At 66.5% G+C, this 25,808-nt stretch carries 22 protein-coding genes; 10 read left to right on the top strand and 12 right to left on the bottom strand.

What is annotated here, in order from left to right; genetic code table 11:
• Positions 1-87 precede the first annotated feature (87 nt).
• From BRX37_RS03140 to BRX37_RS03125, 4 genes are all read right to left on the bottom strand, one after another.
• A complete protein-coding gene (locus BRX37_RS03140) occupies positions 88-1,023 on the bottom strand; it encodes an SDR family NAD(P)-dependent oxidoreductase (protein WP_125985475.1) in 936 nt (311 codons plus the stop codon).
• A 2-nt stretch (positions 1,024-1,025) separates the two neighbouring features.
• A complete protein-coding gene (locus tag BRX37_RS03135) occupies positions 1,026-2,063 on the bottom strand; it encodes an NAD(P)H-dependent amine dehydrogenase family protein (protein ID WP_125985598.1) in 1,038 nt (345 codons plus the stop codon).
• Positions 2,064-2,089: 26 nt separating this feature from the next.
• Entirely contained in the window at positions 2,090-4,279 is a 2,190-nt protein-coding gene (locus BRX37_RS03130; RefSeq protein WP_125985474.1) for a TonB-dependent receptor, read from the bottom strand.
• A 132-nt stretch (positions 4,280-4,411) separates the two neighbouring features.
• A complete protein-coding gene (locus BRX37_RS03125; RefSeq protein ID WP_125985473.1) occupies positions 4,412-6,076 on the bottom strand; it encodes an MFS transporter in 1,665 nt (554 codons plus the stop codon).
• Positions 6,077-6,236: 160 nt separating this feature from the next.
• On the opposite strand from BRX37_RS03125, the gene BRX37_RS03120 reads away from it, so the two are divergent.
• Positions 6,237-7,493 (top strand): acetyl-CoA C-acetyltransferase, encoded by a 1,257-nt coding sequence (locus BRX37_RS03120; protein ID WP_125985472.1) that lies wholly within the window; start codon positions 6,237-6,239, stop codon positions 7,491-7,493.
• 82 nt (positions 7,494-7,575) lie between these two features.
• Positions 7,576-8,040, top strand: a complete 465-nt coding sequence (locus BRX37_RS03115; protein WP_125985471.1) for a MarR family winged helix-turn-helix transcriptional regulator — start codon at positions 7,576-7,578, stop codon at positions 8,038-8,040.
• Positions 8,041-8,154: 114 nt separating this feature from the next.
• Here the strand turns inward: BRX37_RS03115 and BRX37_RS03110 are convergent, their stop codons facing one another.
• Both BRX37_RS03110 and BRX37_RS03105 read right to left on the bottom strand, forming a co-directional pair.
• On the bottom strand, positions 8,155-8,457 hold the full coding sequence (locus BRX37_RS03110; protein WP_004209466.1) for a hypothetical protein: 303 nt from the start codon (positions 8,455-8,457) through the stop codon (positions 8,155-8,157).
• A gap of 199 nt (positions 8,458-8,656) precedes the next feature.
• The gene (locus BRX37_RS03105; protein ID WP_125985470.1) at positions 8,657-9,448 is read right to left on the bottom strand and encodes an SDR family oxidoreductase; all 792 of its coding nucleotides are present in this window, start codon (positions 9,446-9,448) and stop codon (positions 8,657-8,659) included.
• Between the two features lie 219 nt (positions 9,449-9,667).
• On the opposite strand from BRX37_RS03105, the gene BRX37_RS03100 reads away from it, so the two are divergent.
• The 5 genes from BRX37_RS03100 to BRX37_RS03080 are packed head-to-tail and all read left to right on the top strand — an operon-like array spanning position 9,668 to position 15,272.
• A complete protein-coding gene (locus BRX37_RS03100; RefSeq protein ID WP_125985597.1) occupies positions 9,668-10,894 on the top strand; it encodes a CaiB/BaiF CoA transferase family protein in 1,227 nt (408 codons plus the stop codon).
• Positions 10,895-10,930: 36 nt separating this feature from the next.
• The gene (locus tag BRX37_RS03095; RefSeq protein WP_010335451.1) at positions 10,931-11,221 is read left to right on the top strand and encodes a hypothetical protein; all 291 of its coding nucleotides are present in this window, start codon (positions 10,931-10,933) and stop codon (positions 11,219-11,221) included.
• Between the two features lie 10 nt (positions 11,222-11,231).
• Complete coding sequence (locus BRX37_RS03090) at positions 11,232-12,728, top strand: class I adenylate-forming enzyme family protein (RefSeq protein ID WP_125985469.1); 1,497 nt, start codon at positions 11,232-11,234, stop codon at positions 12,726-12,728.
• Between the two features lies 1 nt (position 12,729).
• A complete protein-coding gene (locus BRX37_RS03085; RefSeq protein WP_125985468.1) occupies positions 12,730-13,884 on the top strand; it encodes a CoA transferase in 1,155 nt (384 codons plus the stop codon).
• Positions 13,878-15,272 (top strand): amidohydrolase family protein, encoded by a 1,395-nt coding sequence (locus tag BRX37_RS03080; RefSeq protein WP_125985467.1) that lies wholly within the window; start codon positions 13,878-13,880, stop codon positions 15,270-15,272. Before BRX37_RS03085 ends, BRX37_RS03080 begins: the two co-directional genes overlap by 7 nt.
• Here BRX37_RS03080 and BRX37_RS03075 read toward each other — a convergent pair.
• Positions 15,234-16,181 carry an enoyl-CoA hydratase/isomerase family protein gene (locus tag BRX37_RS03075; protein WP_125985466.1) on the bottom strand — a complete coding sequence of 316 codons (948 nt, stop codon included), beginning with the start codon at positions 16,179-16,181 and terminating at the stop codon, positions 15,234-15,236. The genes BRX37_RS03080 and BRX37_RS03075 overlap by 39 nt on opposite strands.
• A 73-nt stretch (positions 16,182-16,254) precedes the next feature.
• Between BRX37_RS03075 and BRX37_RS03070 the strand changes: the two genes are divergently transcribed.
• From BRX37_RS03070 to BRX37_RS03060, 3 genes are all read left to right on the top strand, one after another.
• Entirely contained in the window at positions 16,255-17,826 is a 1,572-nt protein-coding gene (locus BRX37_RS03070) for a class I adenylate-forming enzyme family protein (protein WP_125985465.1), read from the top strand.
• A 77-nt stretch (positions 17,827-17,903) separates the two neighbouring features.
• Positions 17,904-18,770 carry a helix-turn-helix domain-containing protein gene (locus BRX37_RS03065; protein ID WP_004209457.1) on the top strand — a complete coding sequence of 289 codons (867 nt, stop codon included), beginning with the start codon at positions 17,904-17,906 and terminating at the stop codon, positions 18,768-18,770.
• Positions 18,763-20,037: an amidohydrolase family protein gene (locus BRX37_RS03060; protein WP_037508167.1), complete on the top strand. Its 1,275-nt coding sequence runs from the start codon at positions 18,763-18,765 to the stop codon at positions 20,035-20,037. Before BRX37_RS03065 ends, BRX37_RS03060 begins: the two co-directional genes overlap by 8 nt.
• Before the next feature lie 166 nt (positions 20,038-20,203).
• Here the strand turns inward: BRX37_RS03060 and BRX37_RS03055 are convergent, their stop codons facing one another.
• The 5 genes from BRX37_RS03055 to BRX37_RS03035 form a co-directional block, all read right to left on the bottom strand.
• Positions 20,204-21,565, bottom strand: coding sequence for an aromatic ring-hydroxylating oxygenase subunit alpha (locus tag BRX37_RS03055; RefSeq protein ID WP_125985464.1), 1,362 nt, complete (start codon positions 21,563-21,565; stop codon positions 20,204-20,206).
• 74 nt (positions 21,566-21,639) lie between these two features.
• Complete coding sequence (locus BRX37_RS03050; RefSeq protein ID WP_125985463.1) at positions 21,640-22,419, bottom strand: enoyl-CoA hydratase/isomerase family protein; 780 nt, start codon at positions 22,417-22,419, stop codon at positions 21,640-21,642.
• Positions 22,419-23,666, bottom strand: a complete 1,248-nt coding sequence (locus tag BRX37_RS03045) for an acetyl-CoA hydrolase/transferase family protein (RefSeq protein WP_125985462.1) — start codon at positions 23,664-23,666, stop codon at positions 22,419-22,421. The genes BRX37_RS03050 and BRX37_RS03045 overlap by 1 nt, the downstream gene beginning before the upstream one ends.
• The gene (locus BRX37_RS03040) at positions 23,663-24,544 is read right to left on the bottom strand and encodes an HpcH/HpaI aldolase/citrate lyase family protein (protein WP_125985461.1); all 882 of its coding nucleotides are present in this window, start codon (positions 24,542-24,544) and stop codon (positions 23,663-23,665) included. The genes BRX37_RS03045 and BRX37_RS03040 overlap by 4 nt, the downstream gene beginning before the upstream one ends.
• A gap of 11 nt (positions 24,545-24,555) precedes the next feature.
• Positions 24,556-25,722, bottom strand: a complete 1,167-nt coding sequence (locus BRX37_RS03035; RefSeq protein WP_125985460.1) for an acyl-CoA dehydrogenase family protein — start codon at positions 25,720-25,722, stop codon at positions 24,556-24,558.
• Positions 25,723-25,808 lie beyond the last annotated feature (86 nt).

The following is a 25,808-nucleotide window of genomic DNA, read 5'->3' as shown; positions in this document are numbered from 1 at the left end:
ATTAGGTTGAATCGGAGGATGCTCTAATTTCCTTTGGTTTGCCGCATTCTGCGAGTCGTCGGCTGTTCCAGCCGACTTCAGAATGCTCTAGCCCCGCCCCTCGGCCACGATGCGGAACTCGTCGAAGATATCGGCCGGGATGGCATAGCCGGCGCCATCGTCGCGGATCATGTCGATATGGGCGGCGACATCCTCAGCGGTCGGCGGCGCGGCCAGCCCATGGTCCCATCCCGTGGTGGCGCCGACGAACACCCGTGCGATCCGGCCGCCGAGCGCGGAATAGATGCTGTGGGTCGAGGTGCAGCGCTTATGGGCCAGATACGCGACCAGGCCGGCGGTGAAGCGCGGATCGAAGCTGGGGCCGAGCGCCCGGCCCCAGGGATTATGCCCCAGCGTCCCCTCGCTCATGCCCGCCGACATGCGGCTGGCGGCATTGGGCATGACCGCGTTGCAGAGGATGCCATAAGGACGCCCCTCCTCCGCCAGATTGTGCATCAGCCCCATGACGCCGCCCTTGGCCGCGCCATAGGCGGACAGTTGGCCCATCCCCAGCATGCCGCCGCCCGATGTGGTGAGCACCAGCCGACCCCCGCCCTGCGCCTGCATATGCGGCCAGGCGGCGCGCGCGACATTGAAGGAGCCGCGCACATGGACGGCGAGCAGCGCATCGAGATCAGCCGCCGTCAGATCCTCGACCGGCGCAAAGCGCATATTGCCGGCATTGGCGATCACCGCGTCGATCCGGCCGAAGCGGGCGATGGCGAGGTCGATCATTGCCTGCGCGCCGTCGGGCGACGACACATCATCGCCATTGGCGATCGCGATGCCGCCGGCTGCGACGATTTCCGCCACGACGGCATCCGCCATGGTCGAGGACGCCCCCTCCCCCGTTACCGATCCGCCCAGATCATTGACGATGACCGCGCCGCCGCGCGCGGCGATGTCCAGCGCATAGGCGCGGCCCAGGCCCCCGCCCGCCCCGGTAATGAGGATGGTGCGGCCGGTGAAATCGATCCTGTCCATGCTCATCCCAGTTGCGCGATGATCTGCGGCAGGTCGGCGGTGGTGCGGATGCCCGGCGGCGCATCGCAGACCGCCGGAATGGCATTCACCGCGCGATGGGCCGTCAGGCCCGGCGTGAAGGCGGCATAATCCTCCGGCGCGACCGGGAAGCTGATGTTGACGTCGAGCGGCGTGTCGCCCTGCACCCGGATGCGCCAGCCGGACTCGCGCAATTCCCAGTCGGGGCGGTCGATGTCGCGGGTGCAATACCAGTTGGCCCGGAAGCGCAGCACGGCCTTGTCGCCCTGCATCCCCGATATGGTGATGCGCTGGGCGCCGACCGTGCCGGCGGCGATCGTGCCGGCCGCGATCGTCACGTCACGGGTCGCCGCCGCCATTTCGCCGAATGCCTCCCACCGGTCTACCGCGATGCCGGCGGCGTCGGCCAGTTGGGCGAGCGAGCCGGCGAAATCATGCTTCACATAATCGACCTTGCGCTGGTCGAACGCGGTAGGCGCGACGCCATAGCCCATGATGTTGAACAGCAAGTCGGGCGAATCCCGGCTTTCCATGTCAGCGAACTCGTCGATCGTCAGGCAGTCATGCCGGCGCGAGAGCGAGAGCAAGGGAATGGTCAGCGCCTCGGTGACGAAACCGGGGCTGGAGCCAGTGCTGTAGATCGAGCTGTTGCCGGCCTGGCAGGCCGCCTCGATCCGGGCGCGAACATCCGGGTCCATGGAGGCGGGATGATGGAAATCGCCGCGCGTGGTGACGACATTCTTGCCCGATGCCAGCAGCCGGCACAGTTCGTCCATGTCGGTCCCCTGCCGCATATAGAGGACACAGTCGGCCGGGGTGGCGACCAGCGCGTCGACATCGCTGGTGGCGATAATGTCCTGCGGCGCGGTGCCGGCGAGCGTGCCGGCGTCCTGCCCCGCCTTGGCCGCCGAACTGACCCACAGACCGGCCAGCTCCAGCCCCGGATGCTCGATCACCGCGCGCAGGGCGCGGCCGCCGATATTGCCGGTGGCCCACTGGATCACCCGATAGTGCTTGCCCATCGCCATCCTCTCCCTTGCCGCCCGGATCAGAATTTGACGCCCGCCTGGACGCCCCAGGTCGCGGGCGCACTCCAGACATTGCCGATACCGAAATTATTGCTGAGTACCTGGGTGCGGTAGCGGCTGTCGGTGACATTGTCGCCGAAGACGGCCAGCGAGAAACGGTCGCTGGCGTCGGTCCATTCCGCGCGCAGCGCCAGCACCTCATAGCCCTTCTGCGCGAACTGGGTGCCGGACGGGCCGAAATAGAATTTCGAGGTGTAATAGAGATTGCCCGACAGGGCGAGCGACCCGCCCGCCAGATCGAGCGTGTAGCGCGCCCCGACATTGCCGGTGAAGTCGGGCGTGCGCTGCATATGCACGTCGTTGAGCTGGGTCGGCACGACGACGAAGCTGATCCCCTGCGCCGCGCAACTGGCGAGCGTGCAGCGCGTATAGATCGGCGCATCCTCGAAATTGGTATAGCGCGCATGGGTATAGGCGGCGCCGACATTGAACTGGAACCGGTCGGTCAGCCGGTAGGAGAGCTGGCCTTCCAGACCATAGATTTCCGACGAGGCGGCGTTGATGATCTGGGCCGAGGGCGGGTTGCCGCGATAGAGCGACACCTGCAGATTCTTGTAATCATAATAATAGGCCGACAGATCGACCGACAGGCGGCTGTCATCATATTTGAAGCCCGCTTCAAAGGCGTCGATATCCTCCGGCGCGACCTTGTTGCCGGTATTGCCGCCGACGTCGAGAATGCCCGACTTATAGCCCTTGCTATAGGAGGCGTAGACGCTCGATTCCTCGCTGGGCTTGTAGCGCAGCACCGCGCGCGGCGTGAACTTGTTGCCCTTGAGGTCGGGCACATAGGTGCGCACGCCGGAGAAGGGGATGATGTAATAGGCGTCGCCGATCCTGTCGTGGCTGTAGCGCCCGCCCACCGTCAGGAACAGGTCGGGCGTGAAGGCATAGGTGAGGTCGGCAAAGGCGGCATAGGATTTGCTGTTGGTGCCCGAACCGCCCAGCGCAATGCTGGCGAGCGGATCGCCGGCGGTCGGCGTGCCGACCCGAGTGCCCCATCGGTCCTTGTTGTTGAAGTAGAAAAGGCCGGCGGTCCATTGCAGCGGTCCGCCCGGCTTCGAGGTGAGCAGCAATTCCTGCGAAACGGTCTGGCTGCGCACTGGAATGTGCAGCAGGAAGATATTCGCCGCCGTGCTGTCCAGATCCTCGACGATCAGCGAATTTTCGTCGCGATACTGGGTGTAGGAGGTGAGGTCGGCAAAGCCCAGGTCCGCCTTCAGCGTGGCCTGGATCACGTCATTGTTCGACAGGAATTCGGTCGGGCCGCCGGTCGCCACTTCATCATGTTTGGTCGCGTAGAGGCTGGGCGGCAGGTTGGTGCCCGCGCCGCCAATATCGTCACCGACATAGACATTGGTGTTGAGCAGGGTCGGATCATCGGTGTCGCTATGGGTGTAGCGCAGCAGCAGCGACACGGAATCGCTCAGGTCCGCCTTGATCCCGGTGCGCACCGACCAGTTGCTGTAGCGCCCGTCCCGGTCGCTGCCGGTGGTGATATTATGGACGAAGCCATTGCCGCGCCGGAACAGCCCTTCGACATCCATCGCCACATCCTGGACCACGCCGAAGGTGGCATAGCCCTGCACCGCCAGGCTGTTGAAGCGACCATAGCTGACCTTGAACTCGCCCGAGCCGTCGCTGCTGGGATCGGCCGTGGTCAGCAGGATCGCGCCGCCGGTAGTGTTGCGACCGAACAAAGTGCCCTGCGGTCCTTTCAGCACCTGCACGCTTTTCAGGCTCATCAACTGGAAATCGGCCGCCAGCGGGTTGGGCGAATAGAAGCCGTCGACATAGATGCCGACATTGGCGCCGCCGCCCGAGCTGGCGACCGCCGTGCCGACACCGCGAATGGTCGGTTGGACGAAGGCGGCCGCGCTGTCGAAGCGCAGCGCCGGGGTGACGGTGGCGATGTCGGTGAGCTGGCTGGCGCCGGCGCTGGTCAGCTGATCCTGGGTGACGGTGGTGATGCTGATCGGCACGTCGCGCGACAATTCGGCACGGCGCTGGGCGGTGACGATGATCAGATCCTGATCATTCTGGGCCGGCGGCGGCGCCGCCTCCTGCGCGACGGCCAGGTGCGACACGGTGGCCAGCAGCATGGCCGCGCCAATGCCCGACGAACGAATAAGCGTCTTCCGATGGATCATCCTTGCCTCCCATGATCGGTGCCGGTGGTCCGGCCTTCCCTATGGGCGGCATGATAAGGCCGAGAACCGCGGTCTCGCGCGCAGATAAGCGGCTGGCGGCTGACTCATCGCCTCGGCGTTGCCGCGCCGCATTCAGGGGCCAAGATATCCGATCGTATCCTGTCGCGGATCGGGCGAGTCCGCACGCCAGCGGACCGATCCGAACGGCCGCTCCAGCCGCCGCCGCACCCGCACCTCGCCCGCCTTGCGATCGAAGGCGCGCGCCACCTGCTGCGCCAGCTTGTCGGCCTGGGTGAAACGATCGCGCATATGGAGATAATCGCCCCAGGTCGGGCATTGATAGCGCTCGGTCCACAGTGCGGGATTGGCGATATCGCGCGCGATCGACCAGTTGAAGCCGCCATTGCGCATGCGGGTGCGCTGCACCTCCACCATCGCCGCATAGAAATCGCGCGCCTGGTCGGGATCGACATCATAATCGATCTCGATGATGACCGGGCCGGAGCGACGGGTGAGCGCCATGCCGACTTCCGGTTCGCCCGCAATGACGAAGGGCTCGACATCCGCCTCGCTGGTTTCGGGCAGTGGCAGCAGCCAGCCCACGAGCGGCAATATGGCCAGTGCCAGCCCCGATCCATAGAGGGCGAGGTCGACCGACCAGCTTTGCGCCACCAGCCCCCAGAGCAGCGCACCGATCGCAATGCCGCCGGTCAGTGCGGAGGAGAAAAGTGACAAGGCCCGCGCTGTCACCCAGCGCGGCGCCGATAGCTGGACTGCAACATTGAACAGGGCGATGGTCAGGATATTGGCGCCGCCCGCGACCAGCAGTGCAAGGCAGGTGAGCGGCACATGGCGGCTGACCCCGACCAGCGCCAGCGCGAGGCCGCTGACCAGCGCCAGCACGGCGGTCGTCCGCTGCGTTCCGAAGCGGTCGCGACATGGCCCGACCAGCAGCGCCCCCAGCACGGCCCCCACACCACTGGCGCCGAGCAACAGGCCATAGACGCTGGCATCGCCGCCCAGCAGATCCTTCGCCACCAGCGGCGCCAGCGCGGACGCCGACGCGCCGGCCAGTCCGAACAGGAAGGCGCGCAGCAGCACCGTGCGGATCGCCCCGGCATGCAGGGCATAGCGCATGCCCGACACCATCGCCCGGTGGAATTGTTCGGGCGGCAGGCGCGCGGGCACATGACGCCGCTGCCAGGCGAAGAAGGCGAGGAACAGCGGCAGATAGCAGATGGCGTTGATCGCGAAGGCGGCATGGGCGCCGGCGGCCAGCACGATGATGCCGCCCAGCGCCGGGCCGAAGCTGCGCGCGACATTATAGCTGATCGTGCCCAGCGCCACGGCGGCGGGCAGCAGGCGCGGCCCGACCTGTTCGCTGATCGACGCCTGCCAGGCCGGCGAATAGAGCGCGACGCCCGCACCGATCAGCGAACAGAAGGCGAGCAGCATCCAGGGCGAACTGTGGCCGGTCCAGGCCAGGAAGGTCAGCAGCGCGGCACAGGCCATGGAGAAGGCCAGGCCGCTCATTGCGATCCGGCGGCGGTCGAACATGTCGGCAAAGGCGCCGGCGGGCAATGTCACCAGCATCAGCGGCAGCATCAGGGCGGTCTGGACCAGCGCGACCATGCTGGGCGACGCGCTCATCCGCGTCATTTCCCATGCCGCGCCGACGCCCAGGATCAGCTGGCCGAAATTGGAAAGGAGGCTGGCGGTCCAGATGCGGCGGAACACCGGTTCGCGCAGCGGCGCAAAGCTGCCGCCCGTCGCCTGCGCGACTTCGCCTTGCGCCATCCGTCTCCCTCCTCATCATCTGCATACCCAGCCTGCACCAGCCGGGCAGCGCAGGCCAATCCACGCGCGATCAATCGCCTGTGCGATTGGGGGCCGTCCCGCTTCCATGCGATAGGATGCGAGAGCCGCGCCTGCGGCAAAAGAGACCGGGAGAAGATGCTTGACCGACGCCTATATCATTGATGCCGTCCGCACCCCGCGCAGCATCGGCAAGATGGGCAAGGGCGCGCTGTCGCACATGCACCCGCAGCACATTGCAGTGGCGGTGCTGAAGGCGCTCAAGGACCGCAACAATCTGAACACCGCCGATGTCGACGACATCATCTGGGGCACCAGCGCGCAGATGGGGCTGCAGGGCGGCGACCTTGGCCGGATGGCGGCGCTTGATGCGGGCTATGACGTCAAGGCTTCGGGCGTGACGCTGGATCGCTTCTGCGGCAGCGGCCTCACCGCCACCAACCTGGCCGCAGCGCAGATCATGTCGGGGATGGAGGATCTGGTGATCGCCGGCGGGACCGAGATGATGTCCTATGTCACCTGGTACGGCCAGTCGCTCCGCGAAGCGGGCGTGAAGGCCGCTGGCGGACTTGGCACCGGCAATATGCGCTTGCAGGACAAGCATCCCCAGTCGAACCAGGGCGTCGCCGCCGATGCGATCGCCGCCATGGAGGGGATCACGCGCGAAGATCTGGATGCGTTCGGCGCCGAAAGCCAGCGCAGGGCCGGCATCGCGCTCAAGGAAGGTCGCTTCGCCCGGTCGACCGTGCCGGTGCATGACGAGGATGGCAGCGTCGTGCTGGACCATGAGGAATATCCCCGCCCCGACACCACGGCCGAGCAGCTGGCCGGGCTGAAACCCGCCTTCGCCGCGTTCATGGACATGCCCTCGCGCCAGGATGGGCCGACCTTCCGCCAGCTCATCAACCAGAAATATCCCGATCTGGCGATCGAGCCGCTGCATCATGCCGGCACCTCGTCCGGCGTGGTTGATGGCGCCGCCGCGATCCTGCTGGCCTCTAAAGCCTATGCCGACGCCCATGGGCTGAAGCCCCGCGCCCGCATCGTCGCGACCGCCAATGTCGGCGACGATCCGACGCTGATGCTGAACGCCCCGGTCCCGGCCGCGCGCAAGGTGCTGGCCAAGGCCGGGCTGACCGTGGCCGACATCGACATATTCGAGGTCAATGAAGCCTTCGCCGTGGTGACGGAGAAATTCATCCGCGATCTGGGCGTCGACCGCGCCAAGCTCAATCCCAATGGCGGCGCGATCGCGCTCGGCCACCCGATCGGCGCGACCGGGGCGGTGCTGATCGGCACCGCGCTCGACGAGCTGGAGCGCAGCGGCGGCCGCTATGCCCTGATCACCATGTGCGCGGCCGGGGGCATGGCGCCCGCGATCATCATCGAACGTGTCTGATCGGATCGTCCGGCCGCCGCGCTGCGCCGAACAGGAGGAGGCTGCTTTCGTTTCGCCGCGATGGCGCTATGCTGCGCGCACAATGGAAAGCCTGCAGGACAAGACACTCGCCGACAACCCGCCGGCGCTGATGCGCAACGCGACGATGAAGCTGACGATCATCGCGCGTCAGCTGCGCGCGCATTTCGACCAGAGCGTGGTGCGGCTGGGCGTCACCCGCTCGCAATGGACGGTGATCGCGGCGGTCGCGCGCTATCCCGGCACCACCCAGCGCCATATCGCCAATCTGCTGGAAATGGCCGAGGCATCGGCTGGGCGGCTGATCGACCGGCTCTGCGCCGACGGCCTGCTGGAACGGCGGCAGAAGGATGATGATCGGCGCGCCCATGCCGTATTCCTGACCGAGCGCGGCCAGGCGATCACCATGCAGCTATCCGGCATCGCGCAGGAGAATGAGGAGGTCGCCTTTGCCGGCATATCCACCGAAGATCTCAAGCGCCTGAACAGCCTGCTCGACACGATTTCGGAAAATATCGTCAAGCCCTGAAGGCTGGCGCCATCCCGGTGCCCCTCCCTTCCCGGACATAAAAAAGGGCCGCCCTGTGATGGGGCGGCCCATTCGCTATCGGCCGGCGCAGGGGAGGCCGCGCCCGGCGATCTCTTAGTGCGCGGTCAGCAGATCCTTCTTCGACAGGCTGGTGGTCAGCTTGCCGTCGGCGGCGGTCAGGCTGGACGCCGGAACATTCACCATCTTGCCGTTGAGGATGATCTGCGCATTGCCATCGGCCGCGACGCGATAGATGGCGGCCAGACGATCGCCGCTGGCGGTGTAGAGCATCTTGCCCTTGTAGTCGGCGGCAGCGGTGGCCGCGCTGATCTGGACGGCTTCGCCAGCAGCAGCGACCTGCGGCAGGGCGGCAGCGGCGAGAGAGAGCGACAGGGCGATCTTGGCGAAACGAGTCATGGCACAACCTCTTCAACTAAAAACTGGTCGGGGAGATATATCCCCTTAACACTAAGCTAGGTTAGCTATTGCTGGCGATAATGTCAACCTAGCTTAGTATTTATTTTTGCATGTGCGAACAGCGGCTTGAGCGGGCAGACAAAAGGCCGCGTCCATATGGAACGCGGCCTCTTCGTCCCATGGACGCAGCCCCGGAGATTCAGCGCGGCGGAAAGCGAATCGCGCCGTCGATGCGGAACAGCTGGGCGTTGATGTAGCTGTTGCGCGTGATCTCCAGCGCCAGCCCGGCAAATTCCTCGGGCTTTCCAAGGCGCTTGGGGAAGGGCACGCTGTCGTTCAGGCTTTCGTACATGGCCGGATTCATATCCTTGAAGCGCAGCATCGGCGGCGTCGCAAAGATGCCCGGCATGATCGCATTGACGCGAATCCCCAGCTCCATCAGGTCGCGCGCCATCGGCAGCACCATGCCGTTGACCCCAGCTTTCAGCGAGCCATAGGCGACCTGGCCGACCTGCCCATCCTGCGCCGCAGCACTGGAGGTCAACAGGATGCTGCCCCGCTCGCCATCCTCCAGCGGGTCGAGCGCCGCCATGCCGAGCGCCGCGATCGAGGCCATGCGATAGCTGGCGACCAGCACGCCTTCGGCCGAAATCGCATAATCCTGCGTCGACATGCGCTTGAAACCGCCGGTCTCCTTGTCCTTCGACACGGTCTTGCCGCCCTTCGACACGACCGCGCAATGAACCAGGATGCGTTCCTGCCCCTGCGCCGCCCGCGCCGCGTCGAAACCGGCGAGCACGCTGTCTTCCGACATGATGTCGACCTTGCAGAAAGTCCCGCCGACCTCCGCCGCGATCGCCTGGCCGCTATCCTCGTTGATATCGAAGATCGCGACCTTCACCCCTGCCTCGCGCAGCGCCCGCACCGTCGCCAGCCCCAGGCCCGACGCGCCGCCGGTCACCACGGCGGACAGGGAAGAGTCGAGTTTCATGGCATGTCTCCCACATCTGTTTTCGGACCGGCTATGGCACAGCAACAAGGCGGCTCAACCCATGACCCCGCCGACGCCGGCAATATCGCTGCGGCGCTAGGGAGCCGGGGCGCATCGCGATAGCGATAGCAGGCCCGCCGGACTTGCGGCGACCGGCGCAGCTTCTACCCTTTCCCCAACAGGTCGCATCATGCGGCGAATGAGGGGATGGCTGATTTTATGACCCAGGTGATGAAGGGGGTGCGCGTTCTGGAAGTGGCGCAGTTCACCTATGTGCCGGCTGCCGGCGCGATCCTGGCCGACTGGGGCGCGGACGTCATCAAGATCGAGCATCCGGTGCGCGGTGACACGCAGCGCGGGTTCCTGAACATGGGCGGGGTCCAGCTCGATCCGCTGCGCCACACCCTGTTCGAGCATCCCAATCGCGGCAAGCGCAGCGTCGGCATCGACCTGTCGACCGAAGAAGGCCAAGCCGTGCTCTATGAACTCGCCAAGAGCGCCGACGTATTCCTGACCAACTATCTTCCCCAGGTGCGGCAGAAGAACAAGTTCGACGTCGAGCATATCCGCGCAGTCAATCCGAATATCATCTATGCCCGTGGCAGTGCGCTGGGCAACAAGGGGCCGGAGCGTGAGGTGGGCGGCTTCGACGGCACCTGCTTCTGGTCACGCAGCGGCGTCGCCCATGCGATGACGCCCGAGGAACTGCCCGGCCCGCTGACCCAGGGCATTCCTGCCTTTGGCGATTCCATCGGCGGCATGTTCATTGCCGGCGGCATTTCCGGCGCGCTGTTCCACCGCGAAAGGACCGGCGAAGCGGTCGAGCTGGACGTGTCGCTGCTGTCGAGCGCCTGGTGGGCGTCGGGCGCGCTGATCGCGCAGGTAATGGAGACCGACATCCTCACCCGCAACGGCATGCCGAGTTCCGGCGGATCGCTGCGCAACCCCTTCATGGGCAATTTCCGCACCTCGGACGGCGGCACGATCAACCTGTGCATGGTCAGCCCCACCGGCCTGATCGCCGACACCTTCGCCCATGTCGGCGTGCCCGAGGCAGCGGACGATCCGCGTTTCAAGGATGTGCTGTCGTTGATCGACAATGCCGGCGCGGCAAGCGACATATTGGTCAAGGCTTTCGGGGCGAAGCCCTTCGCCTATTGGCGCGAGCATCTGAAGACGATGAAGGGCCAATGGGCGCCGATCCAGAGCTTCAAGGATCTGCTGACCGACGAGCAGGCGATCGCCAACGACATGATCATCGAGGTCGAAGGCGCCGATGGCGGCGCACCGCTGCGGCTGGTGCGCGGCCCGGTGCAGTTTGACGGCCAGCCGGTGCAGACCAGCCGGTCGCCCCAGGCATCGGAACATACCGAACTGGTGCTGATGGAACTGGGCGTCGAGTGGGACCAGATTGAACAATGGAAGGCCAGCGGCGCTATCGCCTGAAGGGGCGACGTCGGGGGGCTGGAAGGCAGGAATGATATGAAACCGGGTACGAAACTGAAGAGCGCGGTGTGCGACACCGAAGTGATGGTGATCCGCAGCGGCGCCGGCACGATCGAATGCGGCGGCAGCGCCATGGGCGAGGCCAAGCCGGAGACGGTCGGCACGCCCGCCGCCGATTTCAGCGCCGGCACACTGATGGGCAAGCGCTATGTCGATCCGGCCGGCAATTTCGAATTGCTGTGCGTCAAGCCGGGCAAGGGTTCGCTGTCGGTGGACGGCGTGGCGCTGAGCCCCAAGGACGCCAAGCCCCTGCCCGCTTCGGACTGACGCGCACCTTATGAACATCGCCCTGTTCCTCGAAATGGCGGCCGATGCCGCGCCCGACCGCATCGGCCTGGTCTGTGACGGCCAGCGCTGGAGCTATGCCCGGCTGCTGGCCGGCGCGCGCGGCGCCGCCGCGCTGATCCGGGACAGTGGCTGCAGCCATGTCGCGCTGCTGGACGAGAGCAGCGAGGCGGCGGCGATGGCGCTGTTCGGCGCGGCGATCGCCGGCGTGCCCTATGTACCGCTCAACTATCGGCTGGCCGACGCGGACCTCGCCGCACTGCTGGCGCGGATCACCCCGGCGCTGATCGTCGGCGATGTCGCGCGGGTCGAACGGCTCTGCCCCTCGGCCGACAACAAGGTGCTGGCGCGCGCCGATTTCGTGACCGCCGCGCTGGACGCTGCGGCCGATGCGCCGATCGAGGCGGACGAGGGCGATGGCGTCGCCATCCAGCTTTTCACCAGCGGCACCACCGCCGCGCCCAAGGCAGCGATCCTGCGCCACGCCAATCTGGTGTCCTATATATTGGGTACGGTCGAGTTCGGCGCCGCGCCGGAAGAGGATGCCGCGCTGGTGAGCGTGCCGCCCTATCATATCGCCGGCATCGCTGCCCTGCTCAGTTCCATCTATGCGCTGCGCCGCATCCTGCTGCTCCCCGCCTTCGATCCGGCCGCCTGGCTGAACCTGGCGGCAGGCGAGCGGGCGAGCAATGCCTTCGTCGTGCCGACCATGCTCTCGCGCATCATCGAGACGGTGGACAAGGGTGTCCGCCCCGACCTCAGCAATCTGCGCGCGGTCGCCTATGGCGGCGGCAAGATGCCGCTGGAGCTGATCCAGCGCGCGCTCGACCTGTTTCCCGATACCGGCTTCACCAACGCCTATGGCCTGACCGAGACCAGCTCGACCGTCGCCCTGCTGGGACCGGACGAACATCGCGCCGCCCATGTCGCGACCGATCCCGCCGCCCGCGCCCGGCTGGCCTCGGTCGGCCGGCCGCTGCCGACGGTCGAGATCGAAATTCGCGACGAGGATGGCCGTTGCCTGCCCGCCGGCGAGCCGGGCGAAATCTATGTCCGTGGCGACCAGGTGTCGGGCGAATATCGCGAGCGCAGCGCGCTCGACGCCGATGGCTGGTTCCCGACGCGCGACGCCGGCTATATCGATGCCGAGGGCTATCTGTTCCTGTCGGGCCGCGCCGACGATGTGATCGTGCGCGGCGGTGAGAATATCTCGCCCGGCGAGATCGAGGATGTGATGCTGGCCCTGCCCGCCATCGCCGAGGCGGCGGCGGTCGCCATTCCGTCTGCCGAATGGGGCGAGGCGGTCGGCCTGATCGTGGTCGTGCGCGACGGCCATGCGGCGCCGGCCGACGAGGAACTGAAGCAGGTCATCCGCGCCCGGCTGCGTTCTTCGCGAGTGCCCGAGCGCGTGCTCTTTGCTAAGAGCCTGCCCTATAATGAAATGGGCAAGCTCCTCCGCCGGGAAATCAAGAAGCTGTTCGCAGCCTGACATGGCTCTCGCCCTGCCGCTTGCCGGCTGGGCCGAGACGCAACTGGACGCGATCCGGGCGCTGGCGGGCACGCCGACGCTGGGTGGTTTGAGCGGCGCGCAACTGCTGGGCGAGCGGGCGGCGCTGAACGGCTTTGCCATACCGGGGCGGCGCTCGGCCGGTGGCGGATGCCGGCTTTATGACACGATCGACGGGCAGATCGCGTTGACCCTGGCGCGGACCGACGACCGGGACTTGATGCCGGCGCTGTTCGGCGATGTCGGCATCGAAAGTGACAGCGATATTGTCACAGGCTTCGCTACTGCGCAGACCAGCGCGATCGTGACACAGGGACGGCAACTGGGCCTTGCGATCGCGGCGATCGACGAGGTGCCGGCCAGCCCGGCCTGCCGCCTGATGATGACAGGGGGTGCGCGACCGACGCGCGATGGGCCGCCGCTGGTGATCGACCTGTCGGCGCTGTGGGCCGGGCCGCTGGCCGGGCATCTGCTGGGGCTGGCCGGCGCGCAAGTCATCAAGGTGGAGAGCCGCAACCGGCCCGACCGGATGCGCACGGGCGATCCGCTGCTGTTCGCACGGCTGAACCAGTATAAGGCCAATGTCGCGCTCGACCTGCGTGATGCGGAGGATCGTGCGGCGCTGATCGCGCTGATCCGCCGTGCCGACATGGTGGTCGCCGCCGCGCGGCCGCGCGCGCTGGCGCAACTGGGGATCGATGCCGATGCGCTGGTGCGCGACGTGCCGGGGCTGGTCTGGGTGACGATCACCGGCCATGGCGCGGAGGGCGACGCCGCCCACTGGATCGGCTTTGGCGATGATTGCAGCGTCGCCGGCGGCCTCAGCGCCGCGCTGCGACAGGCAAGCGGACGGATCGGTTTTGGCGGCGATGCCTGCGCCGACCCGCTGACCGGGCTCCATGCTGCACACCTAGGGCTGGCACAGTGGCATGGCGGTACAGGCGCGCATCTGCTGCTGTCGATGAGTGCCGTGGTGGCGGAGGCGATCGGCTGGGAACGGGCGCGCGACGAAGCGAGCTTCACCGCGACACTGCAACGCTGGGCCGAGGCCGAGGGCGATGTCTTCCCTGCCGTTGCGCAGCGAACCGTGGGACCGGTCGCGACACTGGGACAGGATAATGGGGCCTGGCTATGCTGATCCGCGACGCCGAACTATGGGGCATGGGCCGTGCCGACCTGCGCGTCGCCAACGGACGGATCGCGGCGATCGGCACGCTTGCTCCCCTGCCCGGCGAGCCCGTGATCGAAGCACGCGGCGGCGCCCTGCTGCCCGGCCTGCACGACCATCATATCCATCTTGCGGCCTATGCCGTCGCCCGCGCCTCGCTGCCCTGCGGACCGCCGGCCGTGACCAGTGAAGCCGATCTGGCCGCCGCGCTGGCACAGCCGGGCGAGGGCTGGCTGCGCGGCATCGGCTATCATGAGAGCATCGCCGGACTGCCCGACGCGCGGACGATCGACCGGTGGCAGGCGGAACGGCCGGTGCGCATCCAGCATCGGTCGGGGCGCATGTGGCTGCTCAACAGCCGGGCGCTCGATCTGCTGCTGGCACTGGACGCGCCACCGTCGGGGCTGGAGCGGATCGACAGACGCTGGACCGGACGGCTGTTCGACGAGGATGGCTGGCTGCGCCGGGTGCTGGGCGGCACGCCGCCGGCGCTGGACGCGGTGGGGGCCGAACTGGCGCGCCATGGGGTCACCGGCGTTACCGACATGTCGCCCGGCAATGACGGCGCGAGCCTTGCCTGGTTCGCCGCCGAGCGGGCGGCCGGTCGCCTGCCGCAGCATCTGGTTGCCGCCGGCACGCTCGCATTGGGTGACTCGCCGCCCCCGCCCGGCATCGCGGTCGGCCCGGCCAAGCTGCATCTGCATGAAAATGCCCTGCCCGACTTCGACCAATGCGTCGCCTTCCTGCGCACCGCGCATGATCAGGGCCGGGCGATCGCCAGCCATTGCACGACCGAGACGGAACTGGTCTTCACCCTCGCCGCGCTGGCACAGGCCGGCGCGCGGCAGGGCGACCGGATCGAGCATGCCGGCGTCACCCCCGATGTGCTGCTGGAGCAGATGGTCGAGCTTGGCGTGCAGGTGGTGAGCCAGCCGCATTTCATCGCCGAGCGCGGCGATCAGTATCTGCGCGATGTCGAACCCCGTGAACGGCCCTTGCTCTATCGGCTGGGCGCCTTCGCCCGCGCCGGGCTGGTGCTGGCGGCGGGCAGCGACGCCCCCTATGGCGTCGCCGATCCCTGGGCGGCGATGCGCGCGGCGGTGTCGCGCAGGACGGAAAGTGGCGCGGTCATCGGGCGGGACGAGGCGCTGACGCCCGAGGCGGCGCTCGCCCTCTATCTCGCCGATCCGCTGGATTTGCGCCAGCAGCGTGCGGTCGCGGTCGGGTCGCCGGCCGACCTGTGCCTGCTAGATCGCTCCTGGGCGCAGGCACGGGACCGCCTGCGGGCGGAGGATGTGGCGATGACGTGGATCGCCGGATCAGTCGTCCATGATCGTGTCGACCAGACCCCAGCCTAGCGCCGTGCGGGCGTTGATCCGCTTACCCGACAGGATCATCAGCGCCGCGCGCTGACGCCCGATCCGGCGGCTGAGCGAGACGCAGCCGCCTGCGCCCGGAATGATTCCCATCGCCAGTTCGGGCAGATGGAACCAGGCGTCGGCGCTGGCTGTGATCTGCCCGGCAAAGGCCGCCATTTCCAGGCCCGATCCGACGCAGCCGCCCTGGACATGGACCATCAGCCGATCGGCGCAGCGCAGCAGCGCGTGGGCCGGCAGCGTCTGCATCCTTATGTCATGCGCGGTCGCCGGATCGCGCGTGGTGCCAAATTCGCTGAGGTCCGCGCCGGTGCAGAAGCTGCGGCCCGCGCCGCGCAGGCTGACATGGCTGATATCGGGATCGAGCGCGGCAATGTCGAACGCCGCGCGTAGCCCGTCGCGCAGATCGCGGTCGATGGCATTATGGGCATTGGGCCGATCGATCAGGATCGCCAGCCGGTCGCCGTCCCGATCCACCTTGATGGCGCCGGGCGACTGCACCGGCGCGGGGACTTGCGCGGCCAGCCAGCGGGCATGGCCGGCGCTGCCCTGAAGCAGGCCATAAGCAAGCGATTCCGCGACCAGCGCCTGGGCCGGGTCCAGCCCTTCGATCAGCCGCAGCAATTGCACCAGCACGCGCGCCGCTTCGGGCTGGGCCGCGATCTGCTGCGTGATCGCATTGACCGACACCGGCAGTTCGACCAGCGCATCGAGCCGGGGGGCAAGCGGATGGGTCGGATCGCCGATCCCCAGCAGAGGAAAGGGCGGCAGGTGCAACGGCGCATCGCTGCGCGGCGCACGGTCGAGATCGACCAGCCCATAGGGCTGCGCATCCCCGGTCCAGGGAAGGGTCAGGCCATCGGGGTCGATCAGGGCGGCAGGGCCGGACATGGGTGGTAGGGTAGGACCGGGCCGAAGCGCGGCAAAGGCGGACGCAGCACTGATCGCCAGGGCGTTGCGGACAATGGCTGACCAGCGCCGCGCCCTGCCGCAATATCATGCCATGGAGACGGATCACCCCAGTCTGCGCGCGCTCGCCGCCGACGCCCTGCAACGGCCCGCCGATCAGGCAGCGATCCTTTATGAGGGCGAATGGATCGCTTGGGGAGCGCTGCACGCGGTAGCCGAAGAGATTGATGCGGCACTGGATGCGAGTGGCATTGCGGCGGATGCCCCGGTCGCCTTCGTCGCGCGCAATCGGCCGGCAGCGCTCGCCGCGCTGCTGGGCCTGATTGCGCAGGGGCGAACGATCCGCATGATCTATGCCTTTCAGTCGGACGCCGCCATTGCCCGCGATCTCGCGCGCATGGCGCCCGCCGCGCTGGTCGCCTTTGCCGAGGATATCGGGCCGGAGATTCGCGCGGTGCTGACCGCCGAAGGCATGGTCGCGGTCGCGATCGACGGCATGGCCGCCGCCGCCCTGCCGGGTCATGAATATGCCTCGCCGGAAGTTCAGCAACGCCACGGCCCCGCCGCGCCACAGATCGAGATATTGACCAGCGGCACCACCGGCCCGCCGAAAAGCTTTGCCGTGCCTTATGCGCTGCTGGAACGGCATTTCCTCTCGACCCCGCTGACCCGGCAGCAGGCGGATGATCCCCAGTCCGCGGCCCCCTTCCTCCTCTATTTCCCGCTCGGCAACATCACCGGCCTCTATTCGACCTTGCCGATGCTGCTGCGCGGGCAGCGGGTCGAGCTGCTGGAGCGCTTCTCGCTCGCCGCCTGGCATGCCCATGTGCGGCGCTGGCGGCCCGGCCATGGCGGCCTGCCGCCGGCCAGCGTGCAGGCGGTGCTGGACGCCGACCTACCGGTCGAAGATCTCGCTTCCCTGCGCGCGATCGGCTGCGGCGCGGCGCCGCTCGATCCCGGCGTGCAGCAGGCGTTCGAGGCGCGCTACGGCATTCCCATCCTGCTCTCCTATGGCGCCACCGAGTTCGCCGGCCCGGTAGCGTCGATGACCGCCGCGCTCCATGCCGAATGGGGCGCCCGCAAGATCGGGTCGGTTGGCCGCGCCATGCCGGGTGTTGAGCTACGCGTCGTCGATCCAGATAGTGGCGTCCCGCTACCACCCGACACCGAAGGTCTGTTGGAAGTCATTGCGCCGCGAATCGGCCCGGACTGGATTCGCACGTCCGACATCGCCCTGATCGACGCCGATGATTTCCTGTTTCTGCGCGGCCGGGCGGACGGGGCGATCATCCGCGGCGGCTTCAAATTGCTGCCCGAGTCGATCGAACGCGCGCTGATGCTGCACCCCGCCGTCGCCGAAGCGGCGGTGACAGGCATGGCGGACCACCGGTTGGGGCAAGTGCCGGCGGCCGCCATCCGGCTGCGTGCCGATTTTGCTGCACCTGCGATCGCAGCATTGGAAACGCATGTGCGCCAGCATCTCCCTGCCACCCATGTTCCGGTAAAATGGCTGTTCGTCAGGAACTTGCCGCGCACCCCGTCGCTCAAGACCGATCGCAGCGCGCTGCAGGCGCTATTTGCGAATATGTCGCAGGAGCGGCAGAATGAGACAGAGAATATCACATAAACGAGGGTATCTCATTTTTTGTTGACAGCCTCCCGGCGTTAGTGAACAACCATGTTCAATAACGAAGGAGAGGAACCATGGCTCTGATCGAGTCCCATAAGCCGAGGGTAGCCAAGACCGAGTCCAACAAGGCGAAGATCGCCAAGCGCGTGGTCGAGGTACTGGAATTTTTCGACGAGGATCATCCGCAGGCAACGGTGATGGACATTGTCCGTCGCTTCGACCGCCCGCAGTCGAGCACGTCCGAATTGCTGTCGAGCCTGGTCGATCTGGGCCTGCTCCACAAGGATCCGGGTTCGCGCGCCTATTCGCCGACCCCGCGCGCCGCGATGCTGGGCGCCGCGATCCAGCCGCGCATGGTGCGCGATGGCGTCCTCAACGGCCTGATCGATCGCCTGTCGGCCCAGACCGGCCTTGGCATTGCCGTGTTCGGCATGGTCGGCCTCAACATTCAGATCGTTCACTGGCGCGCCGGCAAGAAGGCGCTGCGCACCTCGGCCAATAACGGCCTGGCCGGTGGCCGCCAGGAACGGCTGACCGACTCCGCCGCCGGCCTGCTGATGCTGTCGACCGTGCAGCAGCCGCGCCGCGACGGCCTGATCCGTCGCCTCAATGCCGAAGCGCCGCAGGAGCGCAAGTTCGTCTTCGCCGATGTCGCCGGCCAGGTGCAGCGCTGCCGGGACGAGGGGCATATCAGCGGCTTTGCCGGCTTCGGCTCGATCGCCGACGTCACCGCCATGCTGCTGCCCCACATGCCCGACGGCCAGCCGCTGGCGATCGGCTTCGTCTATGAACCCTCCGACCAGATCGATGCCGCCGGCCTGCAGCGCACGCTCAGCGAAGCAGTCCGCCGCTCGGTCGAGGAACAGTCGCCGGCCGCCTCCGTCCAGCCGATCTTCGAATCCGCCAGCTGGCAGGGCGCGCTGGAGGTGAAGCATGGCTGATGTGAAGGACAAGGACGTCGCCGACGCCCAGGCCGCGCGTAAATATTGGTCGGCCGAAGGCTATACCGAAGGCGGCGTCATCCGCGAGGTTGACTACAGCACCCAGTCGGGGGGGCTCGATCCGTCGCTGGCCGGCATCAAGATCGTCGATACCGACACCCATATCACCGAAGCGCCGGACCTCTTCACCTCGCGCGCGCCGGCCAAGTACAAGGCCAAGGTGCCCTATGTGAAGCAGGACGCCGACGGCGTCGAACGCTGGTATGTGGGCGACCGCAATTTCGGATCGATGGGCGGCAACGTCATCCGCGCCGACAATAACAAGCTGCTCGGCCGTCTTGCCTTCCCCAAGCTGGCGCAGGCGCATCCGGGCGGTCATCTGATCAAGGAGCGGCTGCAAGCGATGGACGATATGGGCATCTATGCCCAGATCGGCTTCCAGAATTCGGGCGTGACCCAAGCCGGGTCGCTGATGTCGCTGGGCGACCCCGACCTCGCGGTCGCGATCATCCAGATGTATAATGACGCATCGGCCGAATATCAGCAGGTGTCGGGCGAGCGCATCTTCAACATGGCCCATCTGCCCTTCTGGGACCAGAAGGCGATGGAAGCCGAAGCGCGGCGCTGCGTCGACATGGGCCTGCGCGGCTTCGTGCTGCCCGATACGCCCGAGCGCGTCGGCGTGCCCAGCTTCCTGCATGATTATTGGACGCCCTTCCTGGAAATGTGCGAGGCCGAAGGCCTGCCGCTCAATTTCCACCTCAATGCGGCGATCGACCCCAATACGCTCACTTGGGACGGCTTCGGCTTTGAACAGACGCTGTCGGTGGTCGCCACCATGTTCTCGATCGGCAATGCCGCGACACTGGGCAACTGGATGGTGTCGGGCCGGCTCGACCGCCATCCCAAGCTGAAGATCGGCCTGATCGAGAGCGGCGCGGGCTGGGTGCCCTTCGCGATCGAGGCGCTGGAGCATCAGTTCGACGAAATGCTGCCGAGCAAGGTCGGCCTGCTCAACAAGCGGCCGTGGGAATATTTCCGCGACCATTTCTGGGTCACCTTCTGGTTCGAGAAGGTCGCGCCCAAGCTGCTGCTGGAAACGATCGGCGTCGACAAGGTCATGTTCGAAACCGATTTCCCGCATCCGACCTCGCTCTATCCGGGCGTGCAGGCGCATCTGACCGATGTGCTGGGCGGCTATGACTTTGCAGTGAAGAAGAAGGTGCTGCAGGACAATGCGGTGAACCTCTACAAGCTGCCTTTCTGAGGGGCGCAATCCGGATGAAAACGGAAAGGGGCGCTCCTGCCGGGAGCGCCCCTTTCCATTGGAGGGCGGTCGTCGAAGACAGTCATTGGTGAAAATGGAGACGCGAAAGCGCTCCGCCGCCAGACAGATGGTCGGCGGCGAAGGGCCAGGAACGCGGCAATGTCGGTCAGTCCATTAACTTTGGCGCGCCCGTCCCCATGTAGCGGGACAGGTTATAATGGAGGCTGGCGACTGCCCGCTCCATATAGGGGTTGGGCTGGGTGCCGCGGAAGCCGACATTCTTCATGCCCTGCTGCACCGCCTGCATATTGGTGAAATCCTGTTGCAGCACCGGCGGCCATTGCTCCGCGCTGGTATATTCCCATTCGGTCGCGGGCGTTTCCGCGTCTGGGGAAAGTTCATAGACCGCCGCCTCGAAGATGCACTTGTCCGGGTCCGCGCCATAGGGGCGGGCGGAATAGCAGAGCATGTTGTTGACGGCATGGCCGATTTGGAAATTGGGGAAGATCTGCCAGGCGGTGCCGCTTTTCGCCGTATGGGCGGGTTCGACCACCGGCCAGAAGACGCCACGCTTCTCGTCATCGGCCCGCGCGGTGGCGAGCCAGTGCTGCAGCACCTGCGGCGCGGGCGTACCCTCGGGCAGTTCGTCCTTCAGGCGCTGGGCGGCGGCGACCAATGTCATGGTGGTGTTGGTATTGGCATTTTCCCAGGTAAAGAGCTGCATCTCGGCGGTCGACAGGCGCGGGTCTTCGCCCGATCCGATGCGCAGCTTGGCCTGATTCTCATCCATATTCTTGGGCGCTTCATAGCCGATATTGGTGTGCAGCCCATGTTTGCGCGCCCAGCCGCGAAATTCGCCGAAGGCGTTGAATTCGGGATGGGTGGTCTGGACATGATAGGTCTCGCTGAATGCCTCCATCGCGACCTTCCAGTTGCAGTCGAAGATGATCCATTTGCGCCAGCGATAGCGCATATTCTGAAGGCCAAAGGGATCGAGCATGTCGGGCACGACGCCCAGATAATCGGCGAGCGGGCCGCAATCGGGATCCAGATTGATCCACGCCCAGCCGCCCCATGTGTCGACGCTGACCTTGCCGAGCGCGGTGCGCTGCGCCGTCAGCTTGCCCTGCCAGTCATCGGCATGGTTGGCGAAGGTGCATTGGCCCTGGCGGTCGAAGGTCCAGCCATGGAAGCCGCAGATGATCGACTTGCGGTTGCCGCGCGCGTTGCGCTGGCCTGCGGGCGTATCGATCAGGCGGCGGCCGCGATGCGGGCAGACATTATGATAGGCGCTCAGTTCATCCGGCCCGGTGCGCATGATGATGACCGAGTCTTCGAGAATGTCATAGGTGACGAAATCGCCAACCTCGGGAATATCCTCCAGCCGGGCCGCCTGCAGCCAGACCTTGCGCCACAGCCGGTCCTGCTCGGCGCGGGCATAGTGTTTCGACACATAGGCTTCGACCGGGACGATGACCGGCTCGATCAGATCTTCGCCGGGCGTGCCGATGCTGCTGATCTCGTTCATGGCCTATTCCTTCTCCATTTCACCCTTTTGCCACGCCCGCGTCACCCGGACTTGACGATTTCAGACAGCCGGGCTCAGCGCCCGGTCCATTGCGGCGTGCGTTTTTCGGCAAAGGCGCGCGGTCCTTCCTGCGCGTCCTGGCTATGATAAGTATATTCGGAGGCGGCGCGGGCGGCCTGCAGCGCAGCGGCGCGGCCCATCTCGGTCGCCAGCATCACCGTGTCGCGCCCGGCCTTCACCGACAGGGGCGCGCCCTCCAAAATTTCCGCCGCCAGATCGAGCGCCGCCTGCATCAGCGCTTCGGGCTCGGCCAGGCGATTGACCAGGCCTATCTCGTAGGCTCGGCTCGCGGTGATCGGCTTTCCGGTCAGGATGATCTCCATCATGATCCGCTGCGGGATCATGTGAATGAGGGGCGCGGCCCAGGGCGAACTGCGCCCGACCTTCACCTCGGTAATGGCGAAGCGCGCGGCTGTGCTGGCAACGCACAGGTCGCAGGCCTGGGCGATCATCCAGCCGCCGGCAAAGGCGACGCCATTCACCGCCGCGATCGTCGGCTTGCTGAGTTCGATGCTGTCATAGGGCAGCGGGAACATGGCGCGCGGCGGGACGGTCATGCCGGTGTCGACCATTTCCTTGAGATCGCCGCCCGCGCAGAAGGCCTTGTCGCCCGCGCCGGTCAGGATCGCGACGCGCAGCGCCGAATCATGCTCGAACCGGTCCCAGGCGGCACGCAGCCCCTCGCGCACGTCGCGGCCCAGGGCATTGCGCTGGTCGGGGCGGTTGATGGTGAGGATGGCGATGCCGTCGGGCCGCGCCTCGAACAGGACTGCGTCGGTCTGCGCTTCGGGCATCAATACCCCCTCTGCTGGATGATATGGGCCGCCCGCTCCAGTTCCTCGCGGAAGGCAGGATCGGCAATGGCGATCAGGCGACGGGTGCGCTCGGCCAGCGTCTGCCCTTTCAGTTCCGCCGCGCCATATTCGGTGACGATGATGTCGACATCGCTGCGCGCGGTGGTGACGGGGCCGGACAAGGCTGGCACGATCTTGCTCAAACTGCCGCCCTTGGCCGAGGCGGAAAGCGCGATGATCGAGCAGCCGCCGGGCGAGCGGGCGCCGGCGCGGACGAAATCAACCTGGCCACCGGTGCCGCCGAGATAGGCCGCGCCCGACTGTTCGGCATTGACCTGGCCGGTCAGGTCCACCTCCAGCGCGCTGTTGATGGTGACGAGGCGCGAAAGCCTCCCGAGGACTGCGGCATCATGGGTGTAGCTGGTGGCGCACATGCGGATGGCCGGGTTGTTGTGCGCCCAGTCATAGAGCCGGCGGGTGCCGATCAGCGCGCCATTGATCGAGATGCCGGTGTCGATTTCCTTGCGGGCGTTGGTCAGCACGCCGGCGTCTGCCAGGTCCACCAGCCCGTCGCCCAGCATGCCCGAATGGACGCCCAGGTCTCGCCGGTCGCCCAGCAGCCGCAATATCGCGTCGGGCACCGCGCCGACCCCGGTCTGGATCACCGATCCGTCGCCGATATAGGCGGCGCAGTGGCGGGCGATCGCTTCGTCGGTCTCGCCGATCTTCGCGGGCGCCACCTCGACCGGCGGGCGCGACACGGGAATGGCGACGTCGATCGCGGATGCGGGGATCAGTTCGCCCGGTACATAGGGCACCGCTTCGTTGATCTCCGCAATCACCACCCGCGCCTTGTCCACGGCGGCGCGGACATAGTCGCCGATCAGGCCGCAGCTATGGTTGCCGTTGGCGTCGGCGGGGCTCAGCTGAATCATCGCCACGTCGCAGCCGATGAGGCCGGCCGTGATCATCGGCGCGACCTGGCTGACATGGACGGGGATGACCTGCAGCTTGCCGGTCTTGGTCATCGACCGCAGCGCGCCGATCGCGCCCATGGAGGAGAGGCGGAAGCTGTCGGCGCTGTCCGGCGTGAACAGGCCCGAGAAGCTGGTGGCGATGAAGGCGGACAGATCGCCGATCCGCGCGCCCTGTTCGATCAGCGCGCTGACCAGGCTGACCGGCTCGCCGCAGGCTTGGCCAAAGACGATGCGGTCGCCGCGCCGCAGATAGGGGGTGAGGTCGATCACAGCTTCCCGACCTGGCGCAGCAACTGCTCGGCGCGGCTGAGATAGGGCCGGTCGAGCATCCCGCCCTTGTAGCCGATCGCGCCGACGCCGGGATTGGCGGCGAAGATGTCGACGATCGCCTGCGCCTCGGCGATCTCCTCTTCGGTCGGGGTGAAGGCGGCGTTGATGACATCGACCTGCGCCGGGTGGATCGCCAGCATGCCGCGATAGCCGTCGCGCCGGACCTTTTCGGCGCGCGCCTTCAGCCCGTCGAGGTCGCGGAAATCGCCCTGGATCGTCTCGATCGCGGTGACACCGGCGGTGGCGGCGCCCAGCAGGCACATGGAGCGCGCCAGTTCATAGGTGAAGCCATAGCTGCCATCGTCATTGCGGTTGGAACTGGCGCCGATCGAGTCGGCCAGATCCTCCGCGCCCCAGGTCAGCGCCACCACGCGCGGCGCGCCCTTGTAATCGCCGGTGTGGAACATCGCCTCGGCCGTTTCGGTGACCAGCACGATCAGCGGGGTCGATCCCCGTTCGATGCCATGCGCGGCCTCGAACGCGGTCAGATAATGGTCGAGCCGTTCGACATCCTGCCGGCCATAGACTTTGGGCAGCATGATGCCGCCCGGCCGCGCCGGCATGATCGCGGCGAGATCGTCGAGCGTATAGGGGCCGTCGAGCGGATTGACCCGGACCCAGAGCCGCTCGCGGCCTTCGCTGCGGGCGGCGAGAAAGTCATGCACCATCTGGCGGGCGAGCGGCTTGTTCTCGGTGGCGACCGCATCCTCCAGGTCGAACAGCGCGATATCGGCGGCGCTGTCCGCCGCCTTGGCCATCTTCTTCTCGCTGTCGCCCGGCGCGAACAGCCAGGAGCGCATCTTGATCGGCAGCGTCATCGTCTCTCGCCTCAATAGGATTTGGGCAATTCCAGCACCTTTTCGGCGATGAAATTGAGGATCATGTGGGGGCTGACCGGGGCGGTGCGCGGGATCAGCACTTCGCGCAGCAGCCGTTCGACATGATATTCCTGGGCATAGCCCATGCCGCCCAGGGTCAGCATCGCGGTATGGCAGGCCTCGAACGCGGATTCGGCGGCGAGATATTTGCCGCTGTTCGCCTCCACGCCGCATTCCTCGCCCTTGTCGAACAGGGTGGCCGCCTTCATCACCATCAGGTTCGCCGCCTCCAGCTGCATCCAGCATTTGGCGAGCGGATGCTGAATGCCCTGATTCATGCCGATCGGCCGGTCGAAGACGATGCGTTCGCGGGCATAGCGGGCGGCGCGCTGGATCGCGTTGCGGCCGATGCCGATCGCTTCGGCGCCGAGCAATATGCGCTCCGGGTTCAGCCCCTTGAGGATGATCCTGAAGCCCTGCCCTTCCTCGCCGATCCGATCCTCCTCGGGGATGAAGAGGTCGTTGATGAACAGCATGTTGGAGCCGACCGCGTGGCGGCCCATCTTGGGGATCAGCTGATGCTCGATCCTGTCGCGATCGAGTTTGGTGAAGAAGAGCGACAGGCCCTGCGTCTTGTTCTTCACTTCATCGAGCGGGGTGGTGCGGGCGAGCAGCATCATCCGGTCGGCGACGTGGGCGTTGGTGATCCAGATCTTCTCGCCATTGACGCGGTAGCCGCCCTCGACCCGTTCGGCTCTGGTCTTGAGCTTGGTGGTGTCGAGCCCGGTATTGGGCTCGGTCACGGCAAAGCACATCTTCTCCGCGCCCGAGATGATCGGCGGGATCATGCGCTGTTGCTGTTCGGCCGTGCCGAACAGGGCGATCGGCTCCAGGCTGAAGACCGGGCCGTGGATGCTGGACGCCGCCGTCATGCCGCCGCCCGCTTCCGCCACCGCCTGCACCATGATCGCCGCTTCGGTAATGCCCAGGCCCGCGCCGCCGGTGGCTTCGGGCATGGCGATGCCCAGCCAGCCGGCATCGGCCATTGCCCGGTGGAAATCGAACGGGAAGACGGCGTCCTTGTCCCGTTCCAGCCAATAATCGTCGGGGAACTGGGCACAGAGCTGGAACACCGCGTCGCGGATGTTCCTCTGGTCTTCGGTCAGGGCAAAATCCACGTCTCTGGGGGCCTTCTGCTGGCGTCTGGATGATCGCCTGCGGGTATCATCCGGCCTCCCGCGCGCACAATCGGGCGGCCCCACAT

Source organism: Sphingomonas sp. S-NIH.Pt3_0716, from assembly GCF_003950715.1.
Taxonomy (GTDB): Bacteria; Pseudomonadota; Alphaproteobacteria; order Sphingomonadales; family Sphingomonadaceae; genus Sphingobium; species Sphingobium yanoikuyae_A.
This window is presented reverse-complemented; position numbering and strand designations above follow the sequence as displayed.